Genomic DNA, 26,100 nt, shown 5'->3' on the forward strand with positions numbered 1-26,100 from the left:
CCGCTGCCGCTCCTTTAGCGTCCTGACCGAAGATTTCGCTCACCTATGGCTCCCGCGTCCATGCCCGCTGGACGAAAAGATACTATTCGTCCATCGCTCCCTTTAACAAGGATGATTGAACATCAAATGAACTGCTGTCACCCCCTGCCCGCTTGCGGAGCAGGAAATTTCCGGAGTGGACCGGCATGACGCGCCCGCCATCTGCATCGCTGCTCGACGCATTCGCAAATTTGCTCGGCCCCAGAGGCTATAGCGCCGACCCCGATGCGATGGCGCCCTGGCTGACCGACTGGCGCGGCAAATATCACGGCCGTGCCGCCGCGATGCTGTCGCCCGCGAGCACCGAAGAAGCCGCCGCCATCGTGCGCCTCTGCGCTGAGGCCGAGGTTGCGCTGGTCCCGCAGGGCGGCAACAGCGGCATGGTCGGCGGCGCGACCCCCGATGCCAGCGGCGACCAGTTGCTGCTCAGCCTGCGGCGCCTGAACCGGATACGCCATATCGACGAGGCGGCGCAGCTTGCCATCGCCGAAGCCGGCGTGATCCTGGAGAATTTCCACAACGCCGTCCTCGCGCACAGACTCCGCTTTCCGCTCACCTTGGGAGGCAAGGGGTCGGCAACGATCGGCGGGCTGGTGTCGACCAACGCGGGCGGCACCCAGGTGCTACGCCACGGATCGATGCGCGCGCTGACCCTGGGGATCGAAGCGGTTCTGCCCGACGGCAGTATTTTCGACGGCCTGGCCCCGCTCAAGAAAGACAATCGCGGCTATGACCTGCGGCATCTGTTCTGCGGTGCCGAAGGAACGTTGGGGATCGTGACCGCTGCATCGGTTCATCTGGTCCCCGCTACGACAGCCCGGCGGACCGCGTGGATCGGGATCGATTCGCCCGAAAGCGCGCTGCTGCTGCTGCGCCAAGTCGATGCCGCGATCGGGCGCGAGCTCGAGGGGTTCGAATTGATCCCGCACGCCTGCCTCGACGCGGTGCTGCGCCATATTCCGCAGACGCGGGCACCGCTTGCGACCCCACAGCCATGGTATGTCCTCCTCGAACTCGCTGGCGAAAGCGATCAGGCCTTGGGTGAAGCCTTAGAACGGCAACTCGCAGTTGTACTCGACGCCGGGCTGATCCGCGATGTCGTGATCGCCAAGAGCGACCGTGAAAGCGAAGACTTCTGGCGCCTGCGTGATTCCATCTCGGAAGCGGAACGGGCCGAGGGTCCGGCGTTACAGCATGACATCAGCGTGCCCGTCGATTTGATGCCTGCCTTCATCGCCGAGAATCCAGCCCGATTGACTTCGGCCTTTTCGGGCGCTCGCGCGCTATCTTTCGGGCATCTTGGTGACGGCAATGTCCACCATCATGTTCAGCCGCCCGCCGACGCCGATGGCGCGGCATGGCTCGCCGAGCATGGCGCAGCCGTCAGCCGGCTGGTCTATTCGCACGTCCTCGAACTCGGGGGGTCGATCTCGGCCGAACATGGCATCGGCCAGATGAAGCGCGAGATCCTGGCCGAACTGGACAGTCCGGCGCGCTTGTCCGCGCTGCGCGGGGTTAAGACCGGGCTCGATCCGACGGGCATTTTCAATCCCGGCAAACTGGTTGCCTGACTACCGCTCGGCCCCGCCGCGCCGCGCATATCGCGCGCCTGCATCATCGCCCTCTTGCGCCGCGCGGCGCGGGTCAATAAGGCGCTTTATCTTTTTCGTCCCGAGCTTCGGGACCTTTACCGGAGTTCAAACATGGCCACCGCGCCCGCACCTGCCAATCTGCCGCTATTCTACAAGGACCTCGCCCCGCTTTCGAGCGTCGAGCATGCCGATTTCCACGCCCGTCCGCTCGACAGCGCCGAATTTCTGGTGGGCCAGCACGCCATCCCGCTGACCTCGGACGAGTTCGTGTCAGCCTGTCGCTTTTTCCCGATCGTCTTTTCGGCCGGCGACAATCCGGTTCCGCTCGCGCTGATGGGCCTCAATGAAGGCATCAACACCTTCGTCGACGACGAAGGCAAGCTGATCAATCCGGTCTATGTCCCGGCCTACGTCCGCCGCTACCCCTTCCTTCTCGCGCGGCTCCAGCCCGATTCCGAAGATTTGTCGCTGTGCTTCGACCCGACGTCGGGTGCGATCGGAAAATTCGACGAGGGCGATGCGCTGTTCGTCGACGGCCAGCCGTCGGAGCAGGTTCAGGCTGTGCTCGAATTCTGCAAGAATTTCGAAGAAGCCGGCCAGCGCACCGGCATGTTCATGGATGAACTGAAGAAGGCCGACCTCCTGATGGACGGCGAAGTCGCCATCCAGCAGGAAGGCAATGACAAGCCGTACGTCTATCGCGGCTTCCAGATGGTCGACGAGAACAAACTGCGCGAACTGCGCGGCGACGTGCTGCGCAAGCTGATGCAGAACGGCATTCTCGGCCTGATCTTCGCGCACCTCTTCTCGCTGCAGCTGATGCGCGAAGTGTTCGCTGAACAGGTCAAGAGCGGCAAGATGCCCCTCAACACCGAACTTCCGGCTGTTTAATCACGAAAAACTGTGGCCGCCCCTGTACTTAACAAGGGCGGCCATTTAAATTCCGGCGCTGTCTCCAGATTGTCGTCCGACCGCGGCGTCCCCGATCAGAAGTCGACCGCGACCCCTTTCAATTCCCAGTCGCCGTAGCGCACAGGGTTGCGCCCGCCGGGTTGATCCTCGGCCTTATCCTCGCTGATGGGTTCGGGCGACGGCACCGCACTGTTCGTCCAGCCCGCGGGAGCCTTCACATGCGCTGGGCGCTTTACAGCGCGCGGCGTTCCGCCGATGGTTCCATTTTGGCTGCTGTCGGTCATGATGCCCGCCCTATAGGATTTTTCATGCGTCACGCCAACCACGCCGTTACCCATCATGGCTGATCGCCGCCCGCCCCGGCGCCCGCGATCGTCCGGCGGCGCCGATCCCGCGGGCACGGCGACGCGCCGCGCCGCGCTGCGCCTGATCGATGCGATCCTGCGACGCGGCGACCCGCTGGATGTCGCGATGCATGCCGCCACCCAGGGCCTAACGGCCACCGACCGCGCCTTCGCCGTGGCGATCGTGTCCGAAACGCTGCGCTGGATGGTCGACCTCGACGCGCTGATCGACGGTGCGACGGCGCAAATCCTCCCTGACGACGTCAAATCACGCGCGGCTTTGCGGATCGCGCTGGCGCAGCTGCTGGTCCTCAAAAGCCCCGGTCATGCGGTCGTATCGACCGCCCTGCCGCTCGTCGATGGCGGGCCGCGACGGCTGGTTCACGCAATCCTGTCGCGCGCGCAGCAGGAAGAATGGCAGTTGCCGGGTCGCGCCACGCTTCCCCTGCCCACCGCCGAACGCTGGGCCGAGCAATGGAGCCTGTCGATGGTCGAAGCCGCCGAAGCGGCCTGGAGTGCGCCGCCGCCGATTGACCTCAGCTTCGCCGCCGAACCGGGTGCGGAAGAATGGCCCGATGCCGTTTCACTCGCACCGCGGCACCGCCGCTTGCCCCGCGGCCAGGCAGTCGAAACGATGCCCGGCTATCGCGAAGGCGGCTGGTGGGTACAGGATCTGGCCGCAAGCATTCCCGCACGCCTGCTCGGCGCGGGCGAGGGCCGAACCGTGCTCGACCTCTGCGCCGCGCCCGGTGGCAAGACGATGCAACTCGCCGCGGCGGGGTGGAACGTTGTCGCGGTCGATTCCAGCGCGAAACGCCTCGAAAGGCTCCGCGCCAATATGGAACGCACGGGCCTGACAGCCGACATCGTCCAGGGCGATATCCGCTCGTGGGCGCCCGCGGATCGGGCCGACGCGGTGCTCCTCGACGCGCCCTGCTCGGCCACCGGCATCTTCCGCCGTCATCCCGATGTGCTCCACCGCATCGAACCGCGGCAGATAGCGGAGATGGCCGAACTGCAGACCGAACTGCTGTCGCGCGCGGCGCGTTGGGTCAAGCCGGGTGGAACGCTGATCTATGCGACCTGCTCGCTCGAACAAGCCGAGGGGGAGGATCAGGTGTCGACCTTCCTCGATCACCATGCCGGATGGATCATCGATCCCGCGCGCGCCGAAGAACTGCCCGAGGCGGTTGTCGCCGACGACCAGGGGCTGATCCGCACGCTCCCAGCCATGCTCGCCGACCAGGGCGGCCTCGATGGCTTTTTCGTCGCGCGGCTGCGCGCGCCGTCAGACTGAGCCGCGCGACAATCGATAGAGGGCGAGCTCGCCATAATCTTTGGCGAGCTGCACCTTGCCGACATAGTCGCAATCGAAATCCTGCGCGTTGCCAAGCGCCAGCATCGCGGCGAGTGGCTGCGTGCAATAGACCTGGCCGACCAATGTGACCGGCTCGATCCGCGCGGTGCGCGTCACTTCGGTGCCGTACCAGAGTTCGTTTCCGACGACCGGATCGATCCCGCGATAGATCGGCCCAAAATGTATGCCGGTCCGCATACCGGCCTTTTGCCCTTCTAGCCCGAGACCCGGCGGCAGGATATCGAGCTGCTCCTGCATCGCGAGCGCGATCCGCGCCGCCGTAGCCGGGTCGCCGATGATCGCGTAGACGGCATCGCCCCAGGTATTTCGGAACAGCACCGCATCACCGAAGTCGTCGAGAATGCGACCGATTCTGCCCATCACTTCGCTCGCAAAGATCGGCAATTCGGCTTCACCCAGTTTCGAAAAGCCCGCAAAGTCCGCGAATAAGATAGCATAGAGACCTCGGCGCGTACCCTCGGGGGGCCTAGGCGCCGGCGGGAAATCGAGATTACGGTCGAGAGCGCCGACCGGGATCGTCACCGTCTCACCGCCGTGCCGCTGCCACAGCGCAACATCGGCATTCGTTCCGGCGATTGCGGCCGACGAACGTGCAGACATTTCAGGGTCGACCACAGCGAGCTGGATTGCCGTCGTCTCCAATTCGCGCGCGCGCAGCTTGGCCAGGCCCATCATCGTGTGCGAACCGAGGACGAACTGACAATCGTCGCTGACATAGCGCGAGCCGCTGGCGAAATGCACCATCGCGGCCCGGTCGCGGCATGCGACATAGCGCGCCAGCCATGCCTCGCCGCCCGACAGCACCGATTGGGCGATAAAATCATCCTCGGCGAAGGGCAGCACGACAGTCAGGTCGATTCCGCGAGCGAGCGCTTCTTCGGCGAACAAAATGTCGGCGCCGCAAGCCAGCGGCCCGATCAGCGCCGAAAGCGGCTGCGCATCGAGCGCGGCAGCGATGGCGGCGTGGGCCTTTGCCTCGCCGAACCCGCCCGCGCGGAACATCCGCCCGCAATAGACCCCAACCGGGGGCGGGCAGAGCAGGTCGACGATCGCTCCGGTATGACGCGCATCGATCGCACCGCTCGCGGCAAGTCGCGACAGCTGGCGGCACGTCGAAGCGCGATCTCCGGCGCGATTTCCCGCCTGATTTTTGGCCGCTTGTGCGGGCCGCAGTGCTTCCTCGCCGCGGTTCAACAGCAACAGCGCCTCGACCAGCGTCACCAGGTCCCAATAATTGTCGGCGGCGCCATTTGCCGCGATCGGCCCCGCCAGCGCGGCGGCGCGCTCGCGCTCGCCGAGCAGCGCATAGAGGCTCGCAGCGTTGATTGCCGGAAAGGAGGCGCCCGAAAGCGTCCATGCGTGATGATAGGCGGCCGCGGCCTGCCCCAGCAGCGCTGCGCGGCGGTCGCCGCTATTGTCGAAGGCGGCGTCTTTCCAGATCCGCCCCGCCAGCGCGAGACTGTCGACGTCGCCCGAGGCGGCAAGATCGAGTTGCTCATAGAGGTGCATCGCGCCCAGACTGTCGCCCGAAGCGGCGAGCGCCCGCACCATCAGATAGCGCAGGCGCGGGCTTTCAACGCCATCGCGCCGGGCCGCAGCGGCGCAATCGAACGCGCTCAGCGCATCGCCCTCGGCCAGCCGGTGCGCGACCTCGGCTTCGGCGGCCGCAATCGGGTCCGCCGATCCTGTCATCGTGCCGCTGTCTCGGCCGATTTGAGCAACGCGATATTCGCTTTCTCGGTGGCGGACAGCTCGACCGTGTCGCTCGTCGGGCGATACCAGTCGAACTGGTTGAAATGCGCACGGAGCGAGGGATCGCTGAAGCGGAACCCGTTACGTGCGAAAATCTCGTTGCGCGCGATCCGGAGTTCGAGCGCGCTGTAATTGCCCAACTCGTCGGTCGAAAGCAGCCGCTCCGAGGAATCGGGAATGACGACACCGCTGCCACCGACGCCGGTCGGCGCGGCACCGGCGGGGATCGCCGGCGTGCGGCCTTCGACGAGCCGGATATATTTGCGGAACATGAAGCCCGTCGTGCCGTCGGCCTTGCGCACGCGCCACCACGTGCCGGACTGCTTGTAAGTCAGGAATTTCTCGCCATCGAGCACCTTGCCGATGATCTTGCTTTTTGCGCTGCGCTCCGAGCGGATATTGGTGAAGCCCTCGGGATCGTCGATGACCGCTGCGAGCGTGAAGGCTTCGGCCGGGCCATCACTTGCTATTCCGGGCGTTTCCGCGACTTTCTTTTCATCTGGCAGGATGGCAGCTTCGGTCGTTGAAGGAGCGGGTTCTGCGGGCGGTTGAAGCAGTTTCCACGCGAGCAAGGCTATCGCGATCGCGGCGAGCGCTACAAGCGCCCAGGCGAGTGTCAAAGCCAGAGAGGACTTCCGTTCCCGCGGGACGGCCTGCAAATCTCCCGGCGGCGGGGGCGGCGCAACGGGCGCTGGCGTCGGTCTCGACGGGGACGCCGCGACGGCCTCTCGGCCGCAAAGCTCCTCAAGGCTCATCAGGACCTTGCGCCAGGCTCCGTGCGCCGGATCGCCGTTCCAGTCGCGCAAATCGGCGAACTGGATCTGGTTGAATGGCAGCGGCGGCATCACATCATCGATCGCGGTCTGCACCAGCTTCTTCTGGTTTCGCGCGACGTCGGCTTCGGCACGCACCCATTCGGACTGCGCCGATGTGTGCGACCAGACGACGATCGCCGCCTTCGCGCTGCCGATCTTTTCGGTGATCACGTCGCCGTACGACCGGTGCGGCGGCAGTTCGGCATCCCACCAGACATCATAACCCGCCGCAGTGACCGCGGCCGCGATGTCGGCGACGCGCGCCTTGTTGTCGCGCGAATAGGAAATGAACACGTCAACCATCGGCTAGCCCCCTGTTTTGAAGAGGCTAGCCGCCGGCCGTTCGATTCGCCAGCCTCAGAAGACCGCCCTGGGCGTCGCTTCCTTCATCATCGCCGCGCGTACCATCGGGATCGGCGGGCCGCCGTACGACAGGAACTCGTCGTGGAATGCCTTCCACTTCGTCTTGTCGCCCTTCGTCCAGTCCTCGCGCAGCTTGCGGATCATCAGCTTGCCCATCGTGTAATTGAGGTAGGCGGGATCATAGGTGCCGCGCGCCGCCTGCTGTCGCGCATTGCCTTCGTCCTGATAGCATTGTTCCTTGAACAGCTTTTCGCTGTCGGCGACGGTCATACCCTTGGTGTGCAGACCGATCGCCGACAGATAGCGGCAATCGCGGAGCAGCGCGTTCGACAGCTGGCCGATATGCGTCTCGGGATCGCCCTCGCCCAGCCCCGCATCCCACATCATTTCCTCGGTATAATGCGCCCAGCCCTCGGCGAAGGCATAGCCGACGAACAGCTTGCCGAAGATGCTTTCGGCGCGGTTCGAGTGGAGGAAATTCAGGAAGTGGCCCGGCCATACCTCGTGGACCGACGTAAACATCAGATCCTTACGCCCAGGTACGAAATCGGCCTGCGTCTGCTTGTCCCACGTCGGGTCGGGCGGCGAGATATAATAGACCGACGGCAGGCCCTTCTCATACGGTCCGGGGATGTCGATATAGGCGCTGTTCTGCCGGTTGTACGGCGGTGATTCCTCGACCTGCGCCTGCTCGGTGCCGGGGATTGTCACAATGTCCTTTTCGATCAGGAAGGCGCGCAGCGTCGGCAACTGGCGCCGCGCCTCGGCCACCGGGCCGTCGGCGGGCTTGTCCGAGTTCATCTTCTTCATGCAGTCGGCGATCGTCATGCCCGCGGCGTAAGTCGCGCAAGCCGCCTTCAGCGCGTCCTGATTGCGCTTGAGGTCGGCCTGACCGATGCGTTCGAGCTCGGCGATCGGCGTATCGACGCCTTCATTGGTCAGGATCATCTTCGCAAACTTGTCGGCGCCGAGCGCATAGCCGTCGGGCGTGCCCGGCTGCGATCCGACATATTTGGCAAGATCGGTCATCGCCGCGCCGGCCTTTGCTACGGCGTCGTCGAACTGCTTCTGCAGCGCCTCGTCCTTGACCGAGGCAAAGGCCGCCTTGGCATCGCCCTTATAATAATCGGCAAAGCCGCCAAAGCCCGCGGTTCCGTATTTGACGAAGGTCGCGGGTAGCGGAAGCTTAAGGTTCGCCTTGATCTGCGCGGCAGCGGCGGGGACTTTTTCGGCATAAGCGATGAATGCCTTCATCCGCGTCGTCGCATCTGCATAGGGGCGCGCGATATAGACGTTGGGATCGAGCGCGCCGGTGTAGAAGGACGGGTTCTTTTGCGCAAAATCGGTATCGCGAAGGAAGAAGAGCTGCCCCTGTGCAACATGGATCAGATAATCGCGCTCGAACTTTTCGGCATCGGTCATCTCGCCGTCGAAAGCCTTCGCGTCGGCGATCGCTTTTTCGAGATACGCGGCCTGCTTCTCGATACCCTCGGGCGACCAGTCTGGAAGTTGCCCGTCGAACTCATGCTTGCCCTGATAGACCGCGAAATTCGGATTGAGCGGGAAATAGCCCTTCAGGAAATTATCGCGAAATTCGGTCCAGTTCTTCGCACTCGACGCAGCCGCCGACTTGTTTTCCGACGCGTTGCATGCGGTCAGTACCAACAGCGTCGCTGCCATCGCCGCGCCGCCGAAGCGGGCAAATTTGCTTGTCATTCGATAGTCTCCCTCAATCGATCGCGGGTTTCTGCCACTGCGTCTGGCCGATGGCATCCCATAATCGACGAACGGCATACACAAGGGTGACTGGACAGCGACGAAAAGCACGATAGGGCGGACGGCGATGGCAACGATCCCCCCACCCGAAGGCGAAGAACCGGTGATGCCGGACGCAACGCCCAAAGCCCCTTCCCCGCTCAGCTTTCCCGACTTTCGCTATTTCTGGCTCGCGCGCTTCACGGCGGTGATGGCGACGATCGCGATGGTCGTCGTGATCGGCTATCAGCTCTACGACACCGCGCGCACCGACTATGGCATGTCGATCAAGGAAGCCTCGTTCCAGCTCGGACTGCTCGGCCTGTTCCAGTTCGTTCCGCTCGCTATCCTGACCCCCGTCGCGGGCTGGGCGGCCGACCGGTTCGAGCGGCGTAGCGTCGCGATCTTTTCGAACCTCATCGACCTCCTCATTGCCGCCACCCTCGGCTGGTTCACCTGGCACGACCAGTTGACGCTGCCGTTGCTCTTCACCCTCGCCGCGCTCCACGGCGTCGCACGCGTCTTTTCGGGGCCAGCAATGAGCGCCATTGCGCCCAATATCGTCCCGCCCGCGGTGCTCCCACGTGCCATCGCGATGAGCAGCATTGCCTGGCAGTCGGCGTCGGTGATCGGCCCGGCGGCGGGCGGCCTCATCTATGCCGCGCATCCGGGCGCGGTGTATGTTTTCTCTGCCATCCTCCTCGCCATATCGGCCTTCACCCTCAGCCGTGTGCGGCCGGTCCAGCCGCCGCCCGCGGAAGTGCGCCGCCACCCCCTACGCGAGATGGTCGACGGTTTGCGCTTCGTATGGGTCGAGCGCTTCCTGCTCGGGACGATCACGCTCGACCTGTTCGCCGTTCTGCTGGCGGGCGCGACCGCGATGTTCCCGGTGTTCGCCCGCGATATATTGCACGCGGGGCCCGAAGGCGCAGGATTGATGCGTGCCGCCGTCGCCTTCGGATCGGTCGGCGTAGCCGTAGGTCTTGCCATCCGCCCGATCGAACGCAACGTCGGGGTGAAGATGCTGTGGGCGGTCGCCGCCTTCGGCGTAGGCACCGTGGTGTTTGGCCTCTCGACCAACCTGCTCCTGTCGCTCGCGGTCCTTGTCCTCATGGGCGCTGCCGACATGTTCTCGGTCTTCGTGCGCGGCACGCTGATCCAGCTCAACACCCCCGACCATATGCGCGGCCGCGTCAGCGCCGCGTCGGGGCTTGCCATTTCCGCCTCGAACGAGCTTGGCGAAATGCGTGCCGGGGCGATGGCTGCCGCGCTTGGCCCGGTCGGCGCTGTTGTCATAGGCGGCGCTGCGGCGGTCGGTGTGACCGCGCTCTGGGCCTGGATATTTCCCGAGCTGCGACGTGCGCGCACATTCGAGCCGCAGTTCAGGCATACCGGCGGATAGTATCAAACCATTCACCGTACCTCGCGCTCATTTCGTCAAAAGGCTATTGTCAATTTAATCAGTTGAGTTAAAAAGACGCACCCGTCACCGCGGTTCCCCCTCACTCCCCCGATGGAGCGACCGCCATGCACAATTCGAATATCCGCCACAAAATCCTGACCATTCCCGGGCTCTACAACAGCGGCCCGACCCATTGGCAAAGCCTGTGGGAGCGACGTTTCAACCGCTGCGAGCGAATTGAGCTCGGCGGCTGGGACGAGCCGGTGAAGGACGAATGGGTCGAGAAGATCGCGACCGCGATCGACGCCGAACATGAACCCGTCCTCATTGCCGCTCACAGCCTTGGCTGCCATGCCTTCGCCCATTGGTTCGCCGCCGCCAGCAGCGTCGCGCGCGACCGTATCGCCGGCGCGCTGCTCGTCGCACCGCCCGACCTGACGCAGCTCCGGCGCGATACACGGGTCGAAAGCTTCACCGACTCGCCGGCGCTGTCGTCGCAGACGCCGATGATCGTCGTGGCCAGCGATGATGATCCTTATGCCAAAACCTCCTATGTCTGGCGCCTGTCGCGGCACTGGGACGCTCGTTTCGTCAATGCCGGACCGTTCGGCCATATCAATGCGGACTCGGGCGTCGCCGACTGGCCTTATGGACAGTATCTGCTCGCATCGTTACAACCCGCGACCACGCCGGCGCTGGCGGACGAGGCACTCTGGCTGCGCGCCGGAGACTGGCCAAATCGTGTCCGCCGCGACCCGCGATTCGAATTCAAGGAAAGAGCGCACCGATCATGAAAGCCAATTCGATCCTCGAGACAATCGGCAACACGCCGCACATCCGTGTCGCCAAGCTGTTCCCCGACGCCGAAGTCTGGGTGAAGTCGGAACGCAGCAATCCCGGTGGATCGATCAAGGATCGAATCGGCCTCGCCATGATCGAAGCCGCCGAAAAGGACGGCAGCCTGAAAGCCGGCGGCACCATCGTCGAGCCGACGTCGGGTAACACCGGTATCGGCCTCGCGATGGCCGCCGCGGTCAAGGGCTACAAGCTCGTGCTCGTCATGCCCGAAAGCATGTCGGTCGAACGCCGCCGGCTGATGCTGGCCTATGGTGCAACCTTCGACCTGACGCCGCGCGAAAAGGGCATGAAGGGCGCAATCGAGCGCGCAATCGAACTCGTCGAGACGACCCCCGGCGCCTGGATGCCGCAGCAGTTCGAAAATGAAGCCAATATCGACGTCCATGTCCGCACCACCGGCCCCGAAATCCTCGCCGATTTCAAGGACACGCCGATCGACGCGCTGATCACCGGCGTCGGCACCGGCGGCCATATCACTGGGGTTGCGCAGTTTCTGAAAGGACATTGGCCGAACCTCAAAGTCTATGCGGTCGAACCCGAAGCCTCGCCGGTCATTTCCGGCGGCCAGCCTGCGCCGCACCCGATCCAGGGCATCGGTGCCGGCTTCATCCCGCGCAACCTCCACACCGATCTGCTCGACGGCGTAATCAAAGTCGATGCCGCCGCCGCGAAGGATTTCGCGCGTCGCGCCGCGACCGAGGAAGGCATGCTGGTTGGCATCTCGTCGGGCGCCACCCTCGCCGCCATCGCACAGAAGCTCGCGGAGCTTCCCGCAGGCAGCCGCGTGCTCGGCTTCAACTATGACACCGGCGAGCGTTACCTGTCGGTTCCCGATTTCCTCCCGGAGATCTGAGGACGCTCGTGCCCCCCCAAGATGATCAAACGGCGTTGCCCTTGCGGCGCGACTGGACGGGCTGGCTGTTCGTCCTGATCGTGGCCGCGGCGGTGGTGGCGGTGCTCTTCGCGAGCCATTCGACCCGCACGGGAACGCATGTCGCGCATCGACAACCCATTGCGCCGCCAGCCAATATCGTACCCGAAGTCGCGCCGATGGAGCTGGCGCCAGTCACCGAAGACGACGCGCGCGCGCAAAACGCTGAAGTCGCGCTGATCACGAAGGGCTTCATCGCGGCGCGGCCCTTCGTGTATGCAGGTGGCGGCGACGCGAAAGCCCGCGCGCGTGATTGCCTTGCCGCGGCGATGATTTACGAGGCGGGCGACGACGCGAAAGGGCAGCAGGCGGTCGGCCAGGTCGTAATCAACCGTGCCCGGCATCCCGCCTTCCCGAAATCGATCTGCGGCGTCGTATTCCAGGGGTCGGAACGCACAACGGGCTGCCAGTTTACCTTCACCTGCGACGGGGCATTGAACCGCCGCTATTCGGACGCGGCGTGGCAGCGCGCACGCAACAATGCCGACATGATGCTGTCGGGCGGGACCTATCCGCCCGTTGGCCTCGCCACCCACTATCACACAGACTGGGTGCGTCCTTATTGGAGCGACAGCCTCGAGAAGATCGCGATCGTCGATACGCACCTGTTTTTCCGCTGGCCGGGCTATTGGGGCACGCCCGGCGCTTTCCGCGGCGCGGTATCGGGAAGCGATGGCCCGGTGGCGAAGCTCGCGGCGATATCGCCGCTGCATGCAATGGCGCTGGGGTTACCGACCGATCTGGCGACGGGTGTCGATGCCAATGCCGCCGTCGGCGAAGCGCGCGTCGTCGCCGGCGCGGGTGAGAGCGCGGGTCGCGACACCATCTACACCCAGCTCGACCGCAAGGCGGCCCCCGAAAGCTTCGTCACCACCGCGCTGCGGCTGTGCGGCGACAAGCCCTATTGCAAGTTCATGGGCTGGACCAACCCGGTGCTGAAACCCGACAGCGACGCGATGAGCGATACGCAGCGTGCGGCGATGACTTTTTCTTACCTTCGCGACGACAAGGCGGGGTTCGAAAAGGCCCTGTGGAATTGCAGCGAATATAAGCGCGATGACGTCCGCCAGTGCATGAAGCGGTAACGAGAAGCCGTCGCCCCCGCGAAGGCGGGGCCCGCTAGCAACCTTGCGCTAGGACGATAGCGGCTCCCGCCTTCGCGGGGGCGACGCCATCCTTAGCCGTGCGGCTTGATCAGATATTTCTCGCCCGTGCGCTTCGCGTTGTACGCCTGCGCGGTGTCGACATTCAGGGCCTCGGTCAGCGAAATTTCGTGGCTGTAGTGGCTCTTGAAAGTGGTCGTCAGTTCATCGACGACGCGCTTCCGCATGCGGCCGACGGTTTCCATCCCCGCCTTCGCCATAAAGGGCGTCAGCAGGAAGCCGCCGAGCGCCCAGGTCAGGCCAAAGCTGCGCGCCGAAAAGGTCGTCGGCGACAGGTCGAGCGCGCCATAGATATAGACCTGCTTGAACGTGTCCGAACCATAGCGGCTGTAGGTCGTCATGCGCTTGACCGCAGCGGCTTCCATCGCGGTGAGCACCTGACCCGCGAGCTTGCCGCCACCGGTCGCATCGAAACCGAGCGTTGCGCCGGTCTCGACGATCGCGTCGATCAGTCGCTCCATGAAATCGTCGGCACTGCTGTTGACGATATATTTCGCGCCGATGCCCTTCAGTATCTCGACCTGCGCGTCACTGCGCACGATGTTGACGAGCGGGATGCCGTCCTTCGCGCAAATCTTGACGAGCATCTGGCCGAGGTTCGACGCCGCGGCAGTGTGGACGATGGCGCTGTGGTTCTCCATCCGCATCGTCTCGGTGAAAGCCAGCGAGGTCAGCGGATTGACGAAGCAGGAAGCGCCATCGGCGGGATCGGTGCCGTCGGGGAGTGGCATCACCATCTGTACCGGCAGGCACCGATATTCGGCGTACATCTCGCCGCCGAGCAGCGCGACGGTCTTGCCGAGCAGCGCCTGCGCCTCGGGCGTGTCGCCCGCCGCGACGACGGTGCCGCAGCCTTCGTTGCCGATCGCGAGCGCGTCGCCGATACGGCCGCTCATCGCGCGCATGCCCGCCGGCGGCACGTCGGCTACGATCAGTGGCTGGCCGTCCCTGGTCGACGCGCGCGCGGTCGACATGTCGGCACCGCCGAACAGCAGGCCAAGGTCGGACGGGTTGATCGGCGCGGCGAGCACTTTCACCAGCACTTCGTGCGGCTTCGGCGTCGGCATCGGACGGCGCTCGAGCGAAACTTCGAGCTGCCCTTCGGGCTTCACGAGTGTCAGCATGGTGAGGTTGGTTTCAGGCAGGTCGGTCATGGCGCATCTCCCGTTTTCGGTTTTTCGATGCAACGGATTAAGACGCAGCCGCGCCGCTGGCAATGCCCTGCCCGTCAGCCCGGTGAATATTGTGCGGCGAGGCGAAGCACCTCGGCGGCAAACTCTTTCCGGCAGATTAGCAGGTCGGGCAAATAGGTGTCGGGATTGTTGTAGCGGATCGGCGATCCATCGACGCGGCTGACATGCAGGCCTGCCGCCTGCGCCACCGCGACCGGCGCGCAATTGTCCCATTCATATTGCCCGCCGGTGTGCAGATAGATGTCGGCCTCCCCTCGCACCACCGCCATCGCCTTGGCCCCCGCCGAACCCATGGCGAGGAGTTCGGCGCCGAGCTTTCCGGCAACGAAGACCGCTTCGGCGGCGGGACGCGTGCGGCTGACGAGCATGCGGAGCGGCTCGTTTGCCGGCTGAAGCGAGAGCGGAGCGCCCGAGGTCAATGTAACATCAAGTCCGGGCAGCGCGACCGCGCCAACCGTAGCGACGCCATCGACCGCGAGCGCGACATGCACCGCCCAATCGTCCCTGCCTTCGCCATATTCGCGCGTGCCGTCGAGCGGATCGACGATCCAGACGCGCGACTGGCCGCAGCGGACAGGATTGTCCTTTTCCTCTTCGGAAAGAAGCGCGTCGTCTGGCCGCGCGGCGCGGATCTCGCGGCACAGCATGGCGTTGGCCTGCTTATCGCCCGCCTGACCCAGCGCCTTGCCTTCGAGATCGCCCCGTTCGCGCAGGTCGAGCAATATCGTTCCCGCTGCCGTTGCGAGCCGTTCGGCAAGCTGTTCGTCACTTTCCCCCGTAGTCATGTCTATCCCAACAAGCGATCGATGATCAGGTCCGCCGCCTCTTCAGGCGTCATCGCGGTCGTGTCGATACGAATTTCGGGATTCTCCGGCGCCTCATAAGGGCTGTCGATGCCGGTGAAATTCTTGAGCTGACCCGCTCGCGCCTTTTTATAGAGGCCCTTGACGTCGCGCTTTTCGGCCTCGGCCAGCGGCGTATCGATGAAGACTTCGATGAACTCACCCTCGGGCAACATGCTGCGCACCATTTCGCGCTCGACGCGGAAGGGCGAAATGAAGGCGGTGATGACGATGAGGCCGGCGTCGCTCATCAATTTCGCGACCTCGCCGACGCGGCGGATATTCTCGATCCGGTCGGCCTCGGTAAAGCCGAGGTCGCGATTGAGGCCGTGGCGGACATTGTCGCCGTCGAGCAGGAAGCTGTGGCGGTTCATCCGGTGCAGCTTTTTCTCGACGAGGTTTGCGATCGTTGATTTGCCCGACCCCGAAAGGCCGGTGAACCAGAGGAGCGCGGGACGCTGGTTCTTGAGGCTGGCGCGCATGTCGCGGTCGATGTCGGTCGCCTGCCAATGGACATTCTGCGCGCGGCGCAGGCTGAAGTGCAGCATGCCCGCCGCGACGGTCGCGTTGGTGAGCTTGTCGATCAGGATGAAGCCGCCGAGAGTGCGGTTGTCGCCATAGGTTTCAAACACTATCGGCTTGTCTGTCGATAGTTCCACCACGCCGATGCCGTTGAGTTCGAGCGTCTTCGCCGCAAGATGGTCGAGCGTGTTGACGTTGATCTCATATTTAGGCTGCTGGATCGTCGCCGAGACGCTCTGCGTCGCGAGCTTGAGCCAATAAGCGCGGCCCGCGATCATCGCCTCGTCGGCCATCCACACAAGCGTCGCCTCGAACTGGTCGGCCGCTTCGGGCGGCGCGTCGGCGGCGGAGATGACGTCCCCGCGTGAGCAGTCGACCTCGTCGGCAAGGGTCAGTGTTACCGACTGGCCGGCCACCGCCTCATCGAGATCGCCGTCGAGGGTGACGATGCGGTCGACGGTGGTCATCTTGCCGCTCGGCAGGATGCGCACAGCATCGCCGGGCTTGACCTTGCCGCTCGCAAGCTGGCCCGAGAAGCCGCGGAAATCGAGGTTCGGGCGGTTGACCCATTGCACCGGCAGGCGGAACGGCTTCGCCTCGTCGGCGGTGCTGCCGATCTCGACAGTTTCGAGATGTTCGATCAGCGCCGGCCCCTTGAACCAGGGCGTGTTGTCCGAGAGCGCGGTGATATTGTCGCCCTTGAAGCCCGAGATCGGGATCGCGGTGAAGTTGGTGATGCCGATCTCGCTCGCGAACGCCCGGTAGGCCAGCGCGATACGATCGAACACGGTCTTGTCGTAGCCGACAAGGTCCATCTTGTTCACCGCGAGCACAATATGCTTGATGCCGATCAGATGCGCGAGGAAGCTGTGGCGGCGCGTTTGCGTCAGCACGCCCTTGCGCGCGTCGATGAGGATGACGGCGAGGTCGGCGGTCGAGGCGCCCGTGACCATGTTGCGCGTGTACTGCTCATGGCCCGGGGTGTCGGCGACGATGAACTTGCGCTTCTCGGTCGTGAAAAAGCGGTAGGCGACGTCGATCGTGATCCCCTGCTCGCGCTCGGCGGCGAGGCCGTCGACGAGCAGCGCGAAGTCGATCTCCTGTCCCTGCGTGCCGACGCGCTTGCTGTCGGCTTCGAGCGCGGCCAGCTGGTCCTCGAAGATCATCTTCGAGTCATAGAGCAGTCGGCCGATCAGCGTCGACTTGCCGTCGTCGACCGATCCGCAAGTGATGAAGCGCAGCAGCGATTTTTGCTGATGCTGTTCGAGATAGGCGTCGATGTCCTCGGCGATGAGGGCGTCGGTGACGTAGATGGGGTCGGTCATCAGAAATACCCCTCCTGTTTCTTCTTCTCCATACTGGCATCACCGCCATCCTTGTCGATGATGCGGCCCTGCCGTTCGCTGGTCGTGGTCAGCAGCATTTCCTGGATTACCTCGGACAGCGTGCTGGCCTCGCTCTCGACTGCACCCGTGAGCGGGTAGCAACCAAGGGTACGGAAGCGCACCGAACGTTCCACCGGCGTCTCACCCGGCAGCAGCGGGAAGCGGTCGTCGTCGACCATCAGCAGCAGGCCATCGCGCTCGACGGTGGGACGCGGCGCGGCGAAATAGAGCGGCACGATGGGGATATTTTCGCGCGCGATATATTGCCAGATGTCGAGCTCGGTCCAGTTCGAGATCGGGAAGACGCGGATACTTTCGCCCTTCGCCTTGCGGGCGTTATAGAGGTTCCAGAGCTCGGGCCGCTGCTTTTTCGGATCCCAGCCATGCGTCGCGGTGCGGAACGAGAAGATGCGCTCCTTCGCGCGGCTCTTTTCCTCGTCGCGGCGCGCACCGCCGAAGGCGACGTCGAAGCCGTGGAGGTCGAGCGCCTGCTTCAGCCCCTCGGTCTTCCACATATCGGTGTGCAGCGGACCATGATCGAACGGATTGATCCCGCGCTCTTTGGCCTCGGGATTCTGATAGACGATGAGGTCCATCCCACTCTCGGCCGCCATGCGGTCGCGCAACTCGTACATCGCCTGAAATTTCCACGTCGTGTCGACGTGGAGCAGCGGGAACGGAGGCGGCGAGGGATAGAAGGCTTTGCGCGCGAGGTGCAGCATGACCGCGCTGTCCTTGCCCACGCTGTACAGCATCACGGGCTTGGCGGCGTCGGCCATCACTTCGCGCATGATATGGATGCTCTCGGCCTCGAGCCGGTCGAGATGGGTCAGCTCCAGTGATTTTGTCTGTAAATCAGACGACAACAAACTCGCCTCCTCGCGCTTCCGCCACGGAGAGCGGAATAGGACATTTTTCATCTGGGCATACGTCCAAATGGACGGGGTGAAGGACGTCCCCGTACCGCTGCGTTATGTGAGCGAGCAAACGTTATGGCCTTTTGACGCTGCAAGCCAGGCTTGGGGTGCAGGTTATGCAGCGATGTCGACTTTCATCTGCCGCCACTCGGCTGCGATTGCGCCGATCGTTTCGAGCGCGTGCGCGAGCCGCGGCGCGATTTCGGGGAGCGTGCGCCACGCGGGGTCGGCGATCAGGCCGAGTTCACGGCGGAAATCATAGCCCGCGACCTTGAGCGGAACGATGCCGTCGATTGCGAGCGAGACGGGTGCTGTGGTGATCCCGATCCCCGCCGCGACCATGCGCAGGCAGCGCTCGTCGCTCTCGCTGCGCAGCGCGAAGCGCGGGCGGACCCCGTGGCGCGTAAAGAAACGGCTCGTCGCGTCGAGAAATTCGCACGACCGGCGCGCGATCATCGTTTCGGCGGCGAGTTCCTCGGGCCCGACCTCGATCCGTCCGGCGAGCGGATGATCCGATGCGATGAACATCACGAGCGGCTCTTCATAAAGCGGCATGACATGATCGCCGCGCTCGCCCGGCCGCAGCGGGACGAGCGCCATGTTGATGCGGCCGCTGCCGAGCGCGGCGCGGAGTTCGGAGTCGCTGTTCTCGACAAGTTCGATCGCGAAGCCCGGCCGCAGCGCGGCGGCGATCGCTTGCAGCAATTCTGCGGGCGCCGAGCGGATCACGCCGAGCTTGAGTTCGCTCGACCGGCGGTCGCTCTCACGCTCGAAGCTGTCGGCGGCGCGAAAGCCGCGCTCGAGATCGCGCGCAATGGGCAGGAAACGCCCACCCGCCTCGGTCAGCCGGATCTGGCGGCGGTTGCGGATGAACAGCGGCGTGCCGACCAGCTTTTCGAGTTCGGCGATGCCCGTCGACAGCGCCGGCTGGGTCACGCGGATGCGCAGCGCCGCCTGCGTGAAGCTGCCGGCGTCGACGACGGCGAGGAACTGGCGGATATGCGTGCGCTTTATCATAAATTTTTCTTATGCCAAATCTCACTTCATTTCAATTTCCCTATGGTGATATTTTGATGCACACTCGCGCGCAGTCCCGCCCCCTCGATCGATAGGTAATCCATGCGCGCCACCCCCGATTTCGATTTCGCGCTCGGCGAAACCGCCGACATGATCCGCGACACCACCGCCCGCTTCGCCGACGAACAGATCGCTCCGCTCGCCGCGAAGGCCGACGCCGACGACTGGTTCCCGCGCGACGAGCTGTGGACGCAGATGGGCGACCTCGGGCTGCACGGCATCACCGTCGAGGAAGAGTTCGGCGGGCTCGGCCTCGGCTATCTCGAGCATGTCATCGCGGTCGAGGAAGTCAGCCGCGCATCGGGCGCCATCGGCCTCTCCTACGGCGCGCATTCGAACCTTTGCGTCAACCAGATCCGCCGCTGGGGCAATGCCGAACAGAAGGCGAAATATCTGCCCAAGCTGATCAGCGGCGAGCATGTCGGCAGCCTGGCGATGTCCGAAGCCGGCGCCGGCAGTGACGTCGTGTCGATGAAGTTGAAGGCCGAGCGCAAGGGCAGCGGTTACGTTCTGAACGGCACCAAATTCTGGATCACCAATGCGACGCACGCCGACACGCTGGTCGTCTATGCCAAGACGAGCCCCGAAGCCGGGTCGCGCGGGATCACCGCCTTCCTGATCGAGAAGGACATGCCGGGGTTCAGCATCGGGCAGAAGATCGACAAGGTCGGCATGCGCGGCTCGCCGACCGCCGAACTGGTGTTCACCGATTGTGAAGTGTCTGAAGAGCAGGTCATGGGCCCCGAAAATGGCGGCGTCGGCGTGCTGATGTCGGGACTCGACTATGAGCGCGTCGTGCTCGCCGGGCTCCAGCTCGGGATCATGCAGGCGTGCCTCGACACGGTCATTCCCTATGTCCGCGAACGCAAGCAGTTCGGCAAGCCGATCGGATCGTTCCAGCTGATGCAGGCGAAGGTCGCCGACATGTATGTCATGCTCCAATCGGCGCGCTCCTATGTCTATAACGTCGCCAAGGCGTGCGACGCTGGTCAGACGACCCGCTTCGACGCCGCGGGCTGTATCCTTCTCGCCAGTGAGAATGCGGTGAAGGTCGCGGGCGAAGCGATCCAGGCTTTGGGCGGCGCGGGCTATACGAAGGACTGGCCGGTCGAGCGTTACTGGCGCGACGCCAAGCTGCTCGACATCGGCGCGGGCACGAACGAAATCCGCCGCATGCTGATCGGCCGCGAACTGATCGGCGCCGGCGCGTGATCTGGCTCTGGCTGTCGGCCGCCTTCATGGTGACGACGGCCGGGATTCATGGCTATCTGGGTGAGCGCAGGCTGATGGGTCCGCTGATGACGCTCGACCAAGGGGTGATGAGCATCGATCTCGCCCGCAAGGTGTTCCGTCTTGCATGGCATGCGCTTTCCCTGTTGATGCTCGTTTCGGCGGCGTCGGTCGTCTGGCCGGGAACGCCGCGCGGCCTGATCCTGCTGATCGGCGCGGCCTGGACTGCAACTGGATTGTTCGACGCGATCTATACGCGCGGACGCCATATCGGCTGGCCCTTTCTCTCCGCCTCGGGCGTCTTCGCGCTGCTGGGGGCGGCATGAGCGCGCGCGGGCTGAAGCCCGAATATGTGCATGGCGCGACGGCGAACGGGCGATGAGCGGGTTTCGTGTCTCCGGCTTCGACCATATCGTGCTGTGCGTGCGCGACGTCGCGGAGACGCGCGCCTTCTATGAACGCGTGCTCGGCATGACTGCACGCGAGGAGCGGCCGGGCAAATATTCGCTGCAGTTCGGCGTTCACAAGATCAGCCTGCAGGATGCCGCAACCAGCCCGAGCATCGCCCGCGACACGGTGCCGGGCAGCGGGAACTTTTGCCTGCTCAGCGATACGCCGGTTGCCGAATGGCGCACGCATCTGGAGGCACAGGACGTTGCGATCGTCGACGCGGGATTGCGCGATGGCGCTACGGGCACAATCAACTCGCTCTATTTCCATGACCCCGACGGCAACCTCGTCGAAGTCAGCAACCTTATCGAACCGCGATGAACGACACTTTGCTCACCGTATTGCAATATTATGGTGCGGGCGCGGCAACGCTCGCGGCGCTGGTCGTGTCGCTTAATCTCGGGCGACGCTGGACCGGCTGGGCGTTTGTCGTTTTCGTGACGAGCAGCATCGCGCTGATCGCCTGGGGTTTTCTCCAGCCCGACAGCGAAGGCATCGGGTGGCAGAATATCGCGCTGCTCGTCATCAACGCGATCGGCGTCTATCGCTACCTGATCCTGAAGGAAAAGCCCGGCGAGCCATCGGGCAAGGACGAGGCAAAGTAATTGCCCCGCCCTCCCCTGACATTATCCCCAGACGCGGACGCGCTTGTCGGGTGCGAGATACAGCTTGTCGGTCGGCTGGACGTTGAACGCCTTGTACCACGCGTCGAGGTTCCGCACCGTCAGCGCGCGGTACATGCCCGGCGCATGGCCGTCGGTCGCGACACGCGCGCGCAGCGCCTCGGCGCGCATCTTGGTCGCCCAGGTCTGCGCAAAGGCGATGAAGAAGCGCTGGTCGCCGGTGAAGCCGTCGATCACCGGCGCTTCCTTGCCGCCGAGCGAGGCGCGATAGGCGTCGTACGAAGCCTGAAGCCCCGCCACGTCGGCGATATTCTCACCCAGCGTCAGCTTGCCGTTGACCGCAAGGTCGGGGAACGGCTTGTAGGTGTCGAACTGCGCCGCGAGCGCGTCGCCCGCCGCGTTGAACTTCGCCAGATCCGCCGGGGTCCACCAGTTGCGCAGTGCCCCGGTGGAATCGAACGCCGCGCCATTATTGTCGAAGCTGTGGCTGATTTCATGCCCGATCACCGCACCGATCGCGCCATAGTTAAACGCGGGGTCAGCCTTGGCGTTGAAGAAGGGCGGCTGAAGGATCGCGGCGGGGAAGTTCAGCGCGTTCTGGACGGGCAGGTTCACCGCGTTGACGGTCTGCGGAACCATCCACCACTCGCCCTTGTCCATCGGCTTGCCGATCTTGGCGAGCTGGTGCGCATATTCGGCCTGCTGTCCCGCGACCTCGTTCGCATAGGGGTTGGCGCCGACGGTGTAGCTGCCATAATCGCGCCAGCTGTCGGGGTAGCCGACGCCGACCGCGATCGTTTCGACCTTCTTGATCGCTTCCTTCTTGGTCTCGGGCGCCATCCAGTCGATCGTGTTCACGCGCGTCGCGAAGGCGGCCTTGATGTTCTTCACCATGTCGCCGACCTCTGCCTTGGCCGAGGCGGGGAAATATTTGTCGGCATAGGCTTTGCCCACCGCATCGCCGAGATAGGTGTCGAGTGCGTCGAGCGCGCGCTTGTCACGGCTGCGTTGCTGCGGCGTGCCCGCCATCGTCGTGCCGTAGAAGGCGAAGTGCGCGCCATCGATCGCGCTCGGCAGCACGTCGGCGTGGCTGTTGATCTGATGGAAGGCGAGCCAGTCCTTCCACGCATCGAGCGGCTCGGAGGCGACGAGCGCCGACAGGCCGGTGATCGCGTTCGCGTGATAAGCGCCGAACTTGGCCGCGCTGTCGAGCTTCGCAGCGCTCATGAACGCCGGCCAGTCGATGCCGGGCGCCTTCTTGGCGAAATCGGCCTTCGCCCAGACGTCGGCCGATTTGGTGAAGTCCTCGCTCTGCTCGCGGGTCGCATGCGCCTTGGCGATCTTGACCTCGAGGTCGTAGATGCGCTTCGCCTTCGCGGCGGCGTCGCTCTGGCCCGCGGCGGTCAGCAGCTTGGCGATATAGGCCTGATAGGCGGTGCGGATGCTCGCCATCTTGGGGTCGGCCGACAGATAATATTCGCGTTCGGGCATACCGAGCCCGCCCTGCAGCAGATAGGGAATGACGTCGCCCGGGGTCGCGAGCCCCTGCGTCACGAAGACGCCGAAGAGATTCTCGGTGCCGAAATCGGTCGCGTTCAAGGGGTCGACGTCGGCGCGGAGCTGTTCGCCGAGGACCTTCGACAGCGCAGCCTTGTCGGCGATCGCGGCAAAGCGCTCGAGGTCGGCGGCGACGGGCTTCATGCCCGCGGCATCGATCGCTTTGGTGTCTGTGTAAGCTTTATAGAAAGCGGCGATGCGGCCCTCGTTCGTGCCGGCGGCGGCATCGCCCTTGACGATCGCATCGACGAGTTCGCGATTGCGCTTTTCGGTTTCGAGCTGCGCGACGTAAAAACCACCGATCGACGAGCGGTCGGCGGGGATTTCGGTCGTCTTGTCCCAATTGCCATTGGCGTAGGCGTAGAAGTCATCGCCGGGCTTTGCGGCGGTGTCCATCGCGGCCTTGCTGATCCCGATTTCAGTGCCGACGGTGTAGGCGGCGGAGCTGTCCTTGCCGCTGCTACAAGCGACGGGGCCCGCGAGAACCGCGGCGGTAGACAGAAGAACGGCAAAGACAGCTTTTTTCATGGAAATGACCTTGTTTTGTCACGGATAGGCAGGCGGCCGACGCGTGCGAAAAACTGGTTTCAACGCCAACCATTTTCGGCCTGCTGCGCTTTTCAATCGACGAGCGACGGGTTAGTTCCGAACCGATTTCAGGGAGAGACTGTACAGTGAGCGCACCGGTTCTAGGCACCAGCATCAACGCGGACAGCGACGAATATCGCACCCGCAGCGCGCATAACCGTGCGCTGACCGACGCGCTGCGCTCGGCGGTCGCCGAAGCGGCGCTCGGCGGCAACGAAAAGTCGCGCGACCGGCACACGAGCCGCGGCAAATTGCTGCCGCGCGAGCGCGTCGAACGGCTGCTCGACCCGGGCGCGCCCTTCCTCGAAATCGGCCAGCTCGCCGCGAACGACCTCTATAACGGTGAAGTGCCGGGCGCGGGGCTGATCTGCGGGATCGGGCAGGTGTCGGGGCGCCAGTGCATGATCGTGTGCAACGATGCGACGGTGAAGGGTGGCACCTATTACCCGATGACTGTGAAGAAGCACCTCCGCGCGCAGGAGATTGCCGAGGCGAACCGCCTGCCGTGCATCTATCTCGTCGACAGCGGCGGCGCAAACCTGCCGCATCAGGATCAGGTTTTTCCTGACCGCGACCATTTCGGGCGCATCTTCTTCAATCAGGCGAATATGTCGGCGAAGCGCATCCCGCAGATTGCCTGCGTAATGGGAAGCTGCACCGCGGGCGGCGCTTATGTCCCCGCGATGTCAGATGAGACGGTGATCGTGCGCAATCAGGGCACGATCTTCCTCGCCGGCCCGCCGCTGGTGAAAGCCGCGACGGGCGAGGAGATCAGCGCAGAGGACCTTGGCGGCGGCGATCTGCATGCGAAGAAGTCGGGTGTCGTCGACCATCTCGCCGAGAATGACGAACATGCGCTGACGATCGTCCGCGACATCGTCAGCCATCTTGGCGAAAACACGGGCTTCCAAGTTCCGTTAAAAGCCCCGCGCCCGCCCAAATATGCCGGCGAAGAGCTGTACGGCGTCGTCCCCGACGACGTCCGTGCGCCCTATGACGTCCATGAAGTGATCGCGCGCATCATCGACGGCAGCGAGTTTCACGAGTTCAAGGCGAATTACGGCAGCACGCTCGTGTGCGGCTTTGCGCATATCTGGGGCATTCCGGTCGCAATCCTTGCCAACAACGGCGTGCTGTTCAGCGAAAGCGCGGTCAAAGGCGCGCATTTCATCGAGCTGGCGCAGCAGCGGCGCATCCCCCTGCTCTTCCTCCAGAACATCAGCGGCTTCATGGTCGGCGGCAAATATGAGGCCGAAGGCATCGCCAAGCATGGCGCCAAGCTGGTGACCGCGGTGGCAACCGCGACAGTGCCGAAGATCACCGTGCTGATCGGCGGCAGCTTCGGCGCCGGCAACTACGGCATGTGCGGCCGCGCCTATTCTCCGCGTTTCCTGTTCAGCTGGCCCAACAGCCGGATCAGCGTGATGGGCGGCGAGCAGGCGGCGAGCGTGCTTGCAACCGTCCACCGCGACGCCGAAAAATGGACGCCCGAGGAGGCCGAGGCTTTCAAGGCGCCGATCCGCCAGAAATATGAGGATGAAGGCAATCCCTATCACGCCACGGCGCGCCTGTGGGACGATGGCATCATCGACCCGGCGCAGACGCGCGATGTGCTCGGGCTCGCCTTCGCCGCGACGTTGAACGCCCCGGTCGAGGAACGCGGCTTCGGCGTGTTCCGGATGTGACGATGCCCGATGCGGTCGTTTTCATAATCGCCGTCGTGGCGATGCTGGTGGCGGCAGGCTTTGCGCTGGGCCTAGCCAATCGCGGCGGATTTTCGCCGCGCTGGCTGTTTGTCGCGGCGGGACTGGCCGTGATCAACGACGCGCTGCTGACCAATTTCTATGGCGCCCTGCCCGACCTGTTCGGCGCGAGCGACTGGAATTGGCAGGGCAAGCTGCTCGCGCTGGCGGCGACGCTGGCGATCGCATCGCACCCGGCTTTCGGCTGGCGGCGCTCAGGATTGACGCTCAAGCAGAACGCGGGCTCGCTACGTGCGGCGGTGCCGGTCGCGGTCCTCTATTGCCTTTTCTTTCTGGCGCTCGCCTTGTCGTTTCCGAACGAGCCCGCCTCCGGCGAAACCTTGGCGTTCCAGCTCACCCTGCCGGGGCTGGAGGAAGAACCCTTCTATCGCGGCATACTTCTTTTGGCGCTGAACGAAGCGTTCCGGGGCCGGATCAGGCTGCTCGGCATCGATTGGGGCTGGGGCGCCGTGCTGTCGTGCGCCTTGTTCGGTCTGGCGCATGCTTTGAGCTATTCCGCCGGCGATGGGTTTCAGTTCGACGTCATCACGATGGCGCTCACCGCCATTCCATCCTTTCTGGCGGTCTGGCTCCGCGAACGCACCGGCAGCCTGCTTCTTCCCGTTGCGGTGCACAATTTCGGCAACGCGATCATGTTGGTGGTGTGATC

The 26,100-nt window shown here is 64.3% G+C and carries 23 protein-coding genes; 13 read left to right on the forward strand and 10 right to left on the reverse strand.

Annotation, left to right across the window (positions count from 1 at the left end; translation table 11 throughout):
• Positions 1–185: 185 nt before the first annotated feature.
• Both ASD73_RS19295 and ASD73_RS19300 read left to right on the forward strand, forming a co-directional pair.
• Complete coding sequence (locus ASD73_RS19295) at positions 186–1,610, forward strand: FAD-binding oxidoreductase (RefSeq protein ID WP_056374993.1); 1,425 nt, start codon at positions 186–188, stop codon at positions 1,608–1,610.
• 132 nt (positions 1,611–1,742) lie between these two features.
• Positions 1,743–2,522, forward strand: a complete 780-nt coding sequence (locus ASD73_RS19300; RefSeq protein ID WP_056375315.1) for a SapC family protein — start codon at positions 1,743–1,745, stop codon at positions 2,520–2,522.
• Between the two features lie 95 nt (positions 2,523–2,617).
• On the opposite strand, the gene ASD73_RS19305 is transcribed toward ASD73_RS19300, so the two are convergent.
• A complete protein-coding gene (locus ASD73_RS19305; protein WP_056375317.1) occupies positions 2,618–2,827 on the reverse strand; it encodes a DUF1674 domain-containing protein in 210 nt (69 codons plus the stop codon).
• A gap of 55 nt (positions 2,828–2,882) precedes the next feature.
• Between ASD73_RS19305 and ASD73_RS19310 the strand changes: the two genes are divergently transcribed.
• Entirely contained in the window at positions 2,883–4,184 is a 1,302-nt protein-coding gene (locus tag ASD73_RS19310) for an RsmB/NOP family class I SAM-dependent RNA methyltransferase (RefSeq protein ID WP_056374995.1), read from the forward strand.
• Here ASD73_RS19310 and ASD73_RS19315 read toward each other — a convergent pair.
• Genes ASD73_RS19315 through ASD73_RS19325 form a run of 3 tightly spaced genes read right to left on the reverse strand, consistent with a single transcriptional unit; the run spans position 4,176 to position 8,911 of the window.
• Positions 4,176–5,957, reverse strand: a complete 1,782-nt coding sequence (locus ASD73_RS19315) for an adenylate/guanylate cyclase domain-containing protein (protein ID WP_056374997.1) — start codon at positions 5,955–5,957, stop codon at positions 4,176–4,178. The two genes, ASD73_RS19310 and ASD73_RS19315, sit on opposite strands and share 9 nt — an antisense overlap.
• On the reverse strand, positions 5,954–7,135 hold the full coding sequence (locus ASD73_RS19320; protein WP_056374999.1) for a YARHG domain-containing protein: 1,182 nt from the start codon (positions 7,133–7,135) through the stop codon (positions 5,954–5,956). Before ASD73_RS19320 ends, ASD73_RS19315 begins: the two co-directional genes overlap by 4 nt.
• Before the next feature lie 54 nt (positions 7,136–7,189).
• Positions 7,190–8,911 carry a DUF885 domain-containing protein gene (locus tag ASD73_RS19325; RefSeq protein ID WP_082521686.1) on the reverse strand — a complete coding sequence of 574 codons (1,722 nt, stop codon included), beginning with the start codon at positions 8,909–8,911 and terminating at the stop codon, positions 7,190–7,192.
• Between the two features lie 127 nt (positions 8,912–9,038).
• On the opposite strand from ASD73_RS19325, the gene ASD73_RS19330 reads away from it, so the two are divergent.
• From ASD73_RS19330 to ASD73_RS19345, 4 genes are all read left to right on the forward strand, one after another.
• A complete protein-coding gene (locus ASD73_RS19330) occupies positions 9,039–10,352 on the forward strand; it encodes an MFS transporter (RefSeq protein WP_082521687.1) in 1,314 nt (437 codons plus the stop codon).
• Positions 10,353–10,477: 125 nt separating this feature from the next.
• A complete protein-coding gene (locus tag ASD73_RS19335; protein ID WP_056375001.1) occupies positions 10,478–11,146 on the forward strand; it encodes an RBBP9/YdeN family alpha/beta hydrolase in 669 nt (222 codons plus the stop codon).
• A complete protein-coding gene (gene cysK, locus ASD73_RS19340; protein ID WP_056375003.1) occupies positions 11,143–12,063 on the forward strand; it encodes a cysteine synthase A in 921 nt (306 codons plus the stop codon). The genes ASD73_RS19335 and cysK overlap by 4 nt, the downstream gene beginning before the upstream one ends.
• A gap of 41 nt (positions 12,064–12,104) precedes the next feature.
• Positions 12,105–13,226, forward strand: coding sequence for a cell wall hydrolase (locus ASD73_RS19345; RefSeq protein WP_235534608.1), 1,122 nt, complete (start codon positions 12,105–12,107; stop codon positions 13,224–13,226).
• Positions 13,227–13,318: 92 nt separating this feature from the next.
• Here the strand turns inward: ASD73_RS19345 and ASD73_RS19350 are convergent, their stop codons facing one another.
• The 5 genes from ASD73_RS19350 to ASD73_RS19370 all read right to left on the reverse strand — a co-directional run bounded on the left by ASD73_RS19350 (position 13,319) and on the right by ASD73_RS19370 (position 19,180).
• Positions 13,319–14,458 carry a zinc-binding dehydrogenase gene (locus ASD73_RS19350; protein WP_056375008.1) on the reverse strand — a complete coding sequence of 380 codons (1,140 nt, stop codon included), beginning with the start codon at positions 14,456–14,458 and terminating at the stop codon, positions 13,319–13,321.
• A 74-nt stretch (positions 14,459–14,532) separates the two neighbouring features.
• Positions 14,533–15,282 (reverse strand): 3'(2'),5'-bisphosphate nucleotidase CysQ, encoded by a 750-nt coding sequence (locus ASD73_RS19355; RefSeq protein WP_056375010.1) that lies wholly within the window; start codon positions 15,280–15,282, stop codon positions 14,533–14,535.
• A gap of 2 nt (positions 15,283–15,284) precedes the next feature.
• Positions 15,285–17,186 carry a sulfate adenylyltransferase subunit CysN gene (gene cysN, locus ASD73_RS19360; protein WP_056375012.1) on the reverse strand — a complete coding sequence of 634 codons (1,902 nt, stop codon included), beginning with the start codon at positions 17,184–17,186 and terminating at the stop codon, positions 15,285–15,287.
• On the reverse strand, positions 17,186–18,112 hold the full coding sequence (gene cysD, locus ASD73_RS19365; protein ID WP_082521688.1) for a sulfate adenylyltransferase subunit CysD: 927 nt from the start codon (positions 18,110–18,112) through the stop codon (positions 17,186–17,188). The genes cysN and cysD overlap by 1 nt, the downstream gene beginning before the upstream one ends.
• Positions 18,113–18,277: 165 nt before the next feature.
• Positions 18,278–19,180 (reverse strand): LysR family transcriptional regulator, encoded by a 903-nt coding sequence (locus ASD73_RS19370; protein ID WP_056375014.1) that lies wholly within the window; start codon positions 19,178–19,180, stop codon positions 18,278–18,280.
• 102 nt (positions 19,181–19,282) lie between these two features.
• On the opposite strand from ASD73_RS19370, the gene ASD73_RS19375 reads away from it, so the two are divergent.
• Genes ASD73_RS19375 through ASD73_RS19390 form a run of 4 tightly spaced genes read left to right on the forward strand, consistent with a single transcriptional unit; the run spans position 19,283 to position 21,525 of the window.
• Positions 19,283–20,452, forward strand: a complete 1,170-nt coding sequence (locus ASD73_RS19375) for an isovaleryl-CoA dehydrogenase (RefSeq protein WP_056375016.1) — start codon at positions 19,283–19,285, stop codon at positions 20,450–20,452.
• Positions 20,449–20,796 (forward strand): hypothetical protein, encoded by a 348-nt coding sequence (locus ASD73_RS19380; protein WP_056375018.1) that lies wholly within the window; start codon positions 20,449–20,451, stop codon positions 20,794–20,796. Before ASD73_RS19375 ends, ASD73_RS19380 begins: the two co-directional genes overlap by 4 nt.
• A gap of 52 nt (positions 20,797–20,848) precedes the next feature.
• Entirely contained in the window at positions 20,849–21,241 is a 393-nt protein-coding gene (locus tag ASD73_RS19385) for a VOC family protein (protein ID WP_056375020.1), read from the forward strand.
• Positions 21,238–21,525 carry a hypothetical protein gene (locus ASD73_RS19390; RefSeq protein WP_056375022.1) on the forward strand — a complete coding sequence of 96 codons (288 nt, stop codon included), beginning with the start codon at positions 21,238–21,240 and terminating at the stop codon, positions 21,523–21,525. The genes ASD73_RS19385 and ASD73_RS19390 overlap by 4 nt, the downstream gene beginning before the upstream one ends.
• A 21-nt stretch (positions 21,526–21,546) precedes the next feature.
• Here ASD73_RS19390 and ASD73_RS19395 read toward each other — a convergent pair whose 3' ends face one another.
• Positions 21,547–23,628: a M13 family metallopeptidase gene (locus tag ASD73_RS19395; RefSeq protein WP_056375024.1), complete on the reverse strand. Its 2,082-nt coding sequence runs from the start codon at positions 23,626–23,628 to the stop codon at positions 21,547–21,549.
• A gap of 146 nt (positions 23,629–23,774) precedes the next feature.
• Here ASD73_RS19395 and ASD73_RS19400 point away from each other — a divergent pair, with 146 nt between their 5' ends.
• Positions 23,775–25,373, forward strand: a complete 1,599-nt coding sequence (locus ASD73_RS19400) for a carboxyl transferase domain-containing protein (protein ID WP_056375026.1) — start codon at positions 23,775–23,777, stop codon at positions 25,371–25,373.
• Between the two features lie 2 nt (positions 25,374–25,375).
• Positions 25,376–26,098, forward strand: coding sequence for a CPBP family intramembrane glutamic endopeptidase, BDIM_20840 family (locus ASD73_RS19405; RefSeq protein WP_056375028.1), 723 nt, complete (start codon positions 25,376–25,378; stop codon positions 26,096–26,098).
• Positions 26,099–26,100 lie beyond the last annotated feature (2 nt).

The sequence above is a fragment of the Sphingopyxis sp. Root154 genome, from assembly GCF_001427105.1.
In the GTDB taxonomy this organism is placed as follows: domain Bacteria; phylum Pseudomonadota; class Alphaproteobacteria; order Sphingomonadales; family Sphingomonadaceae; genus Sphingopyxis.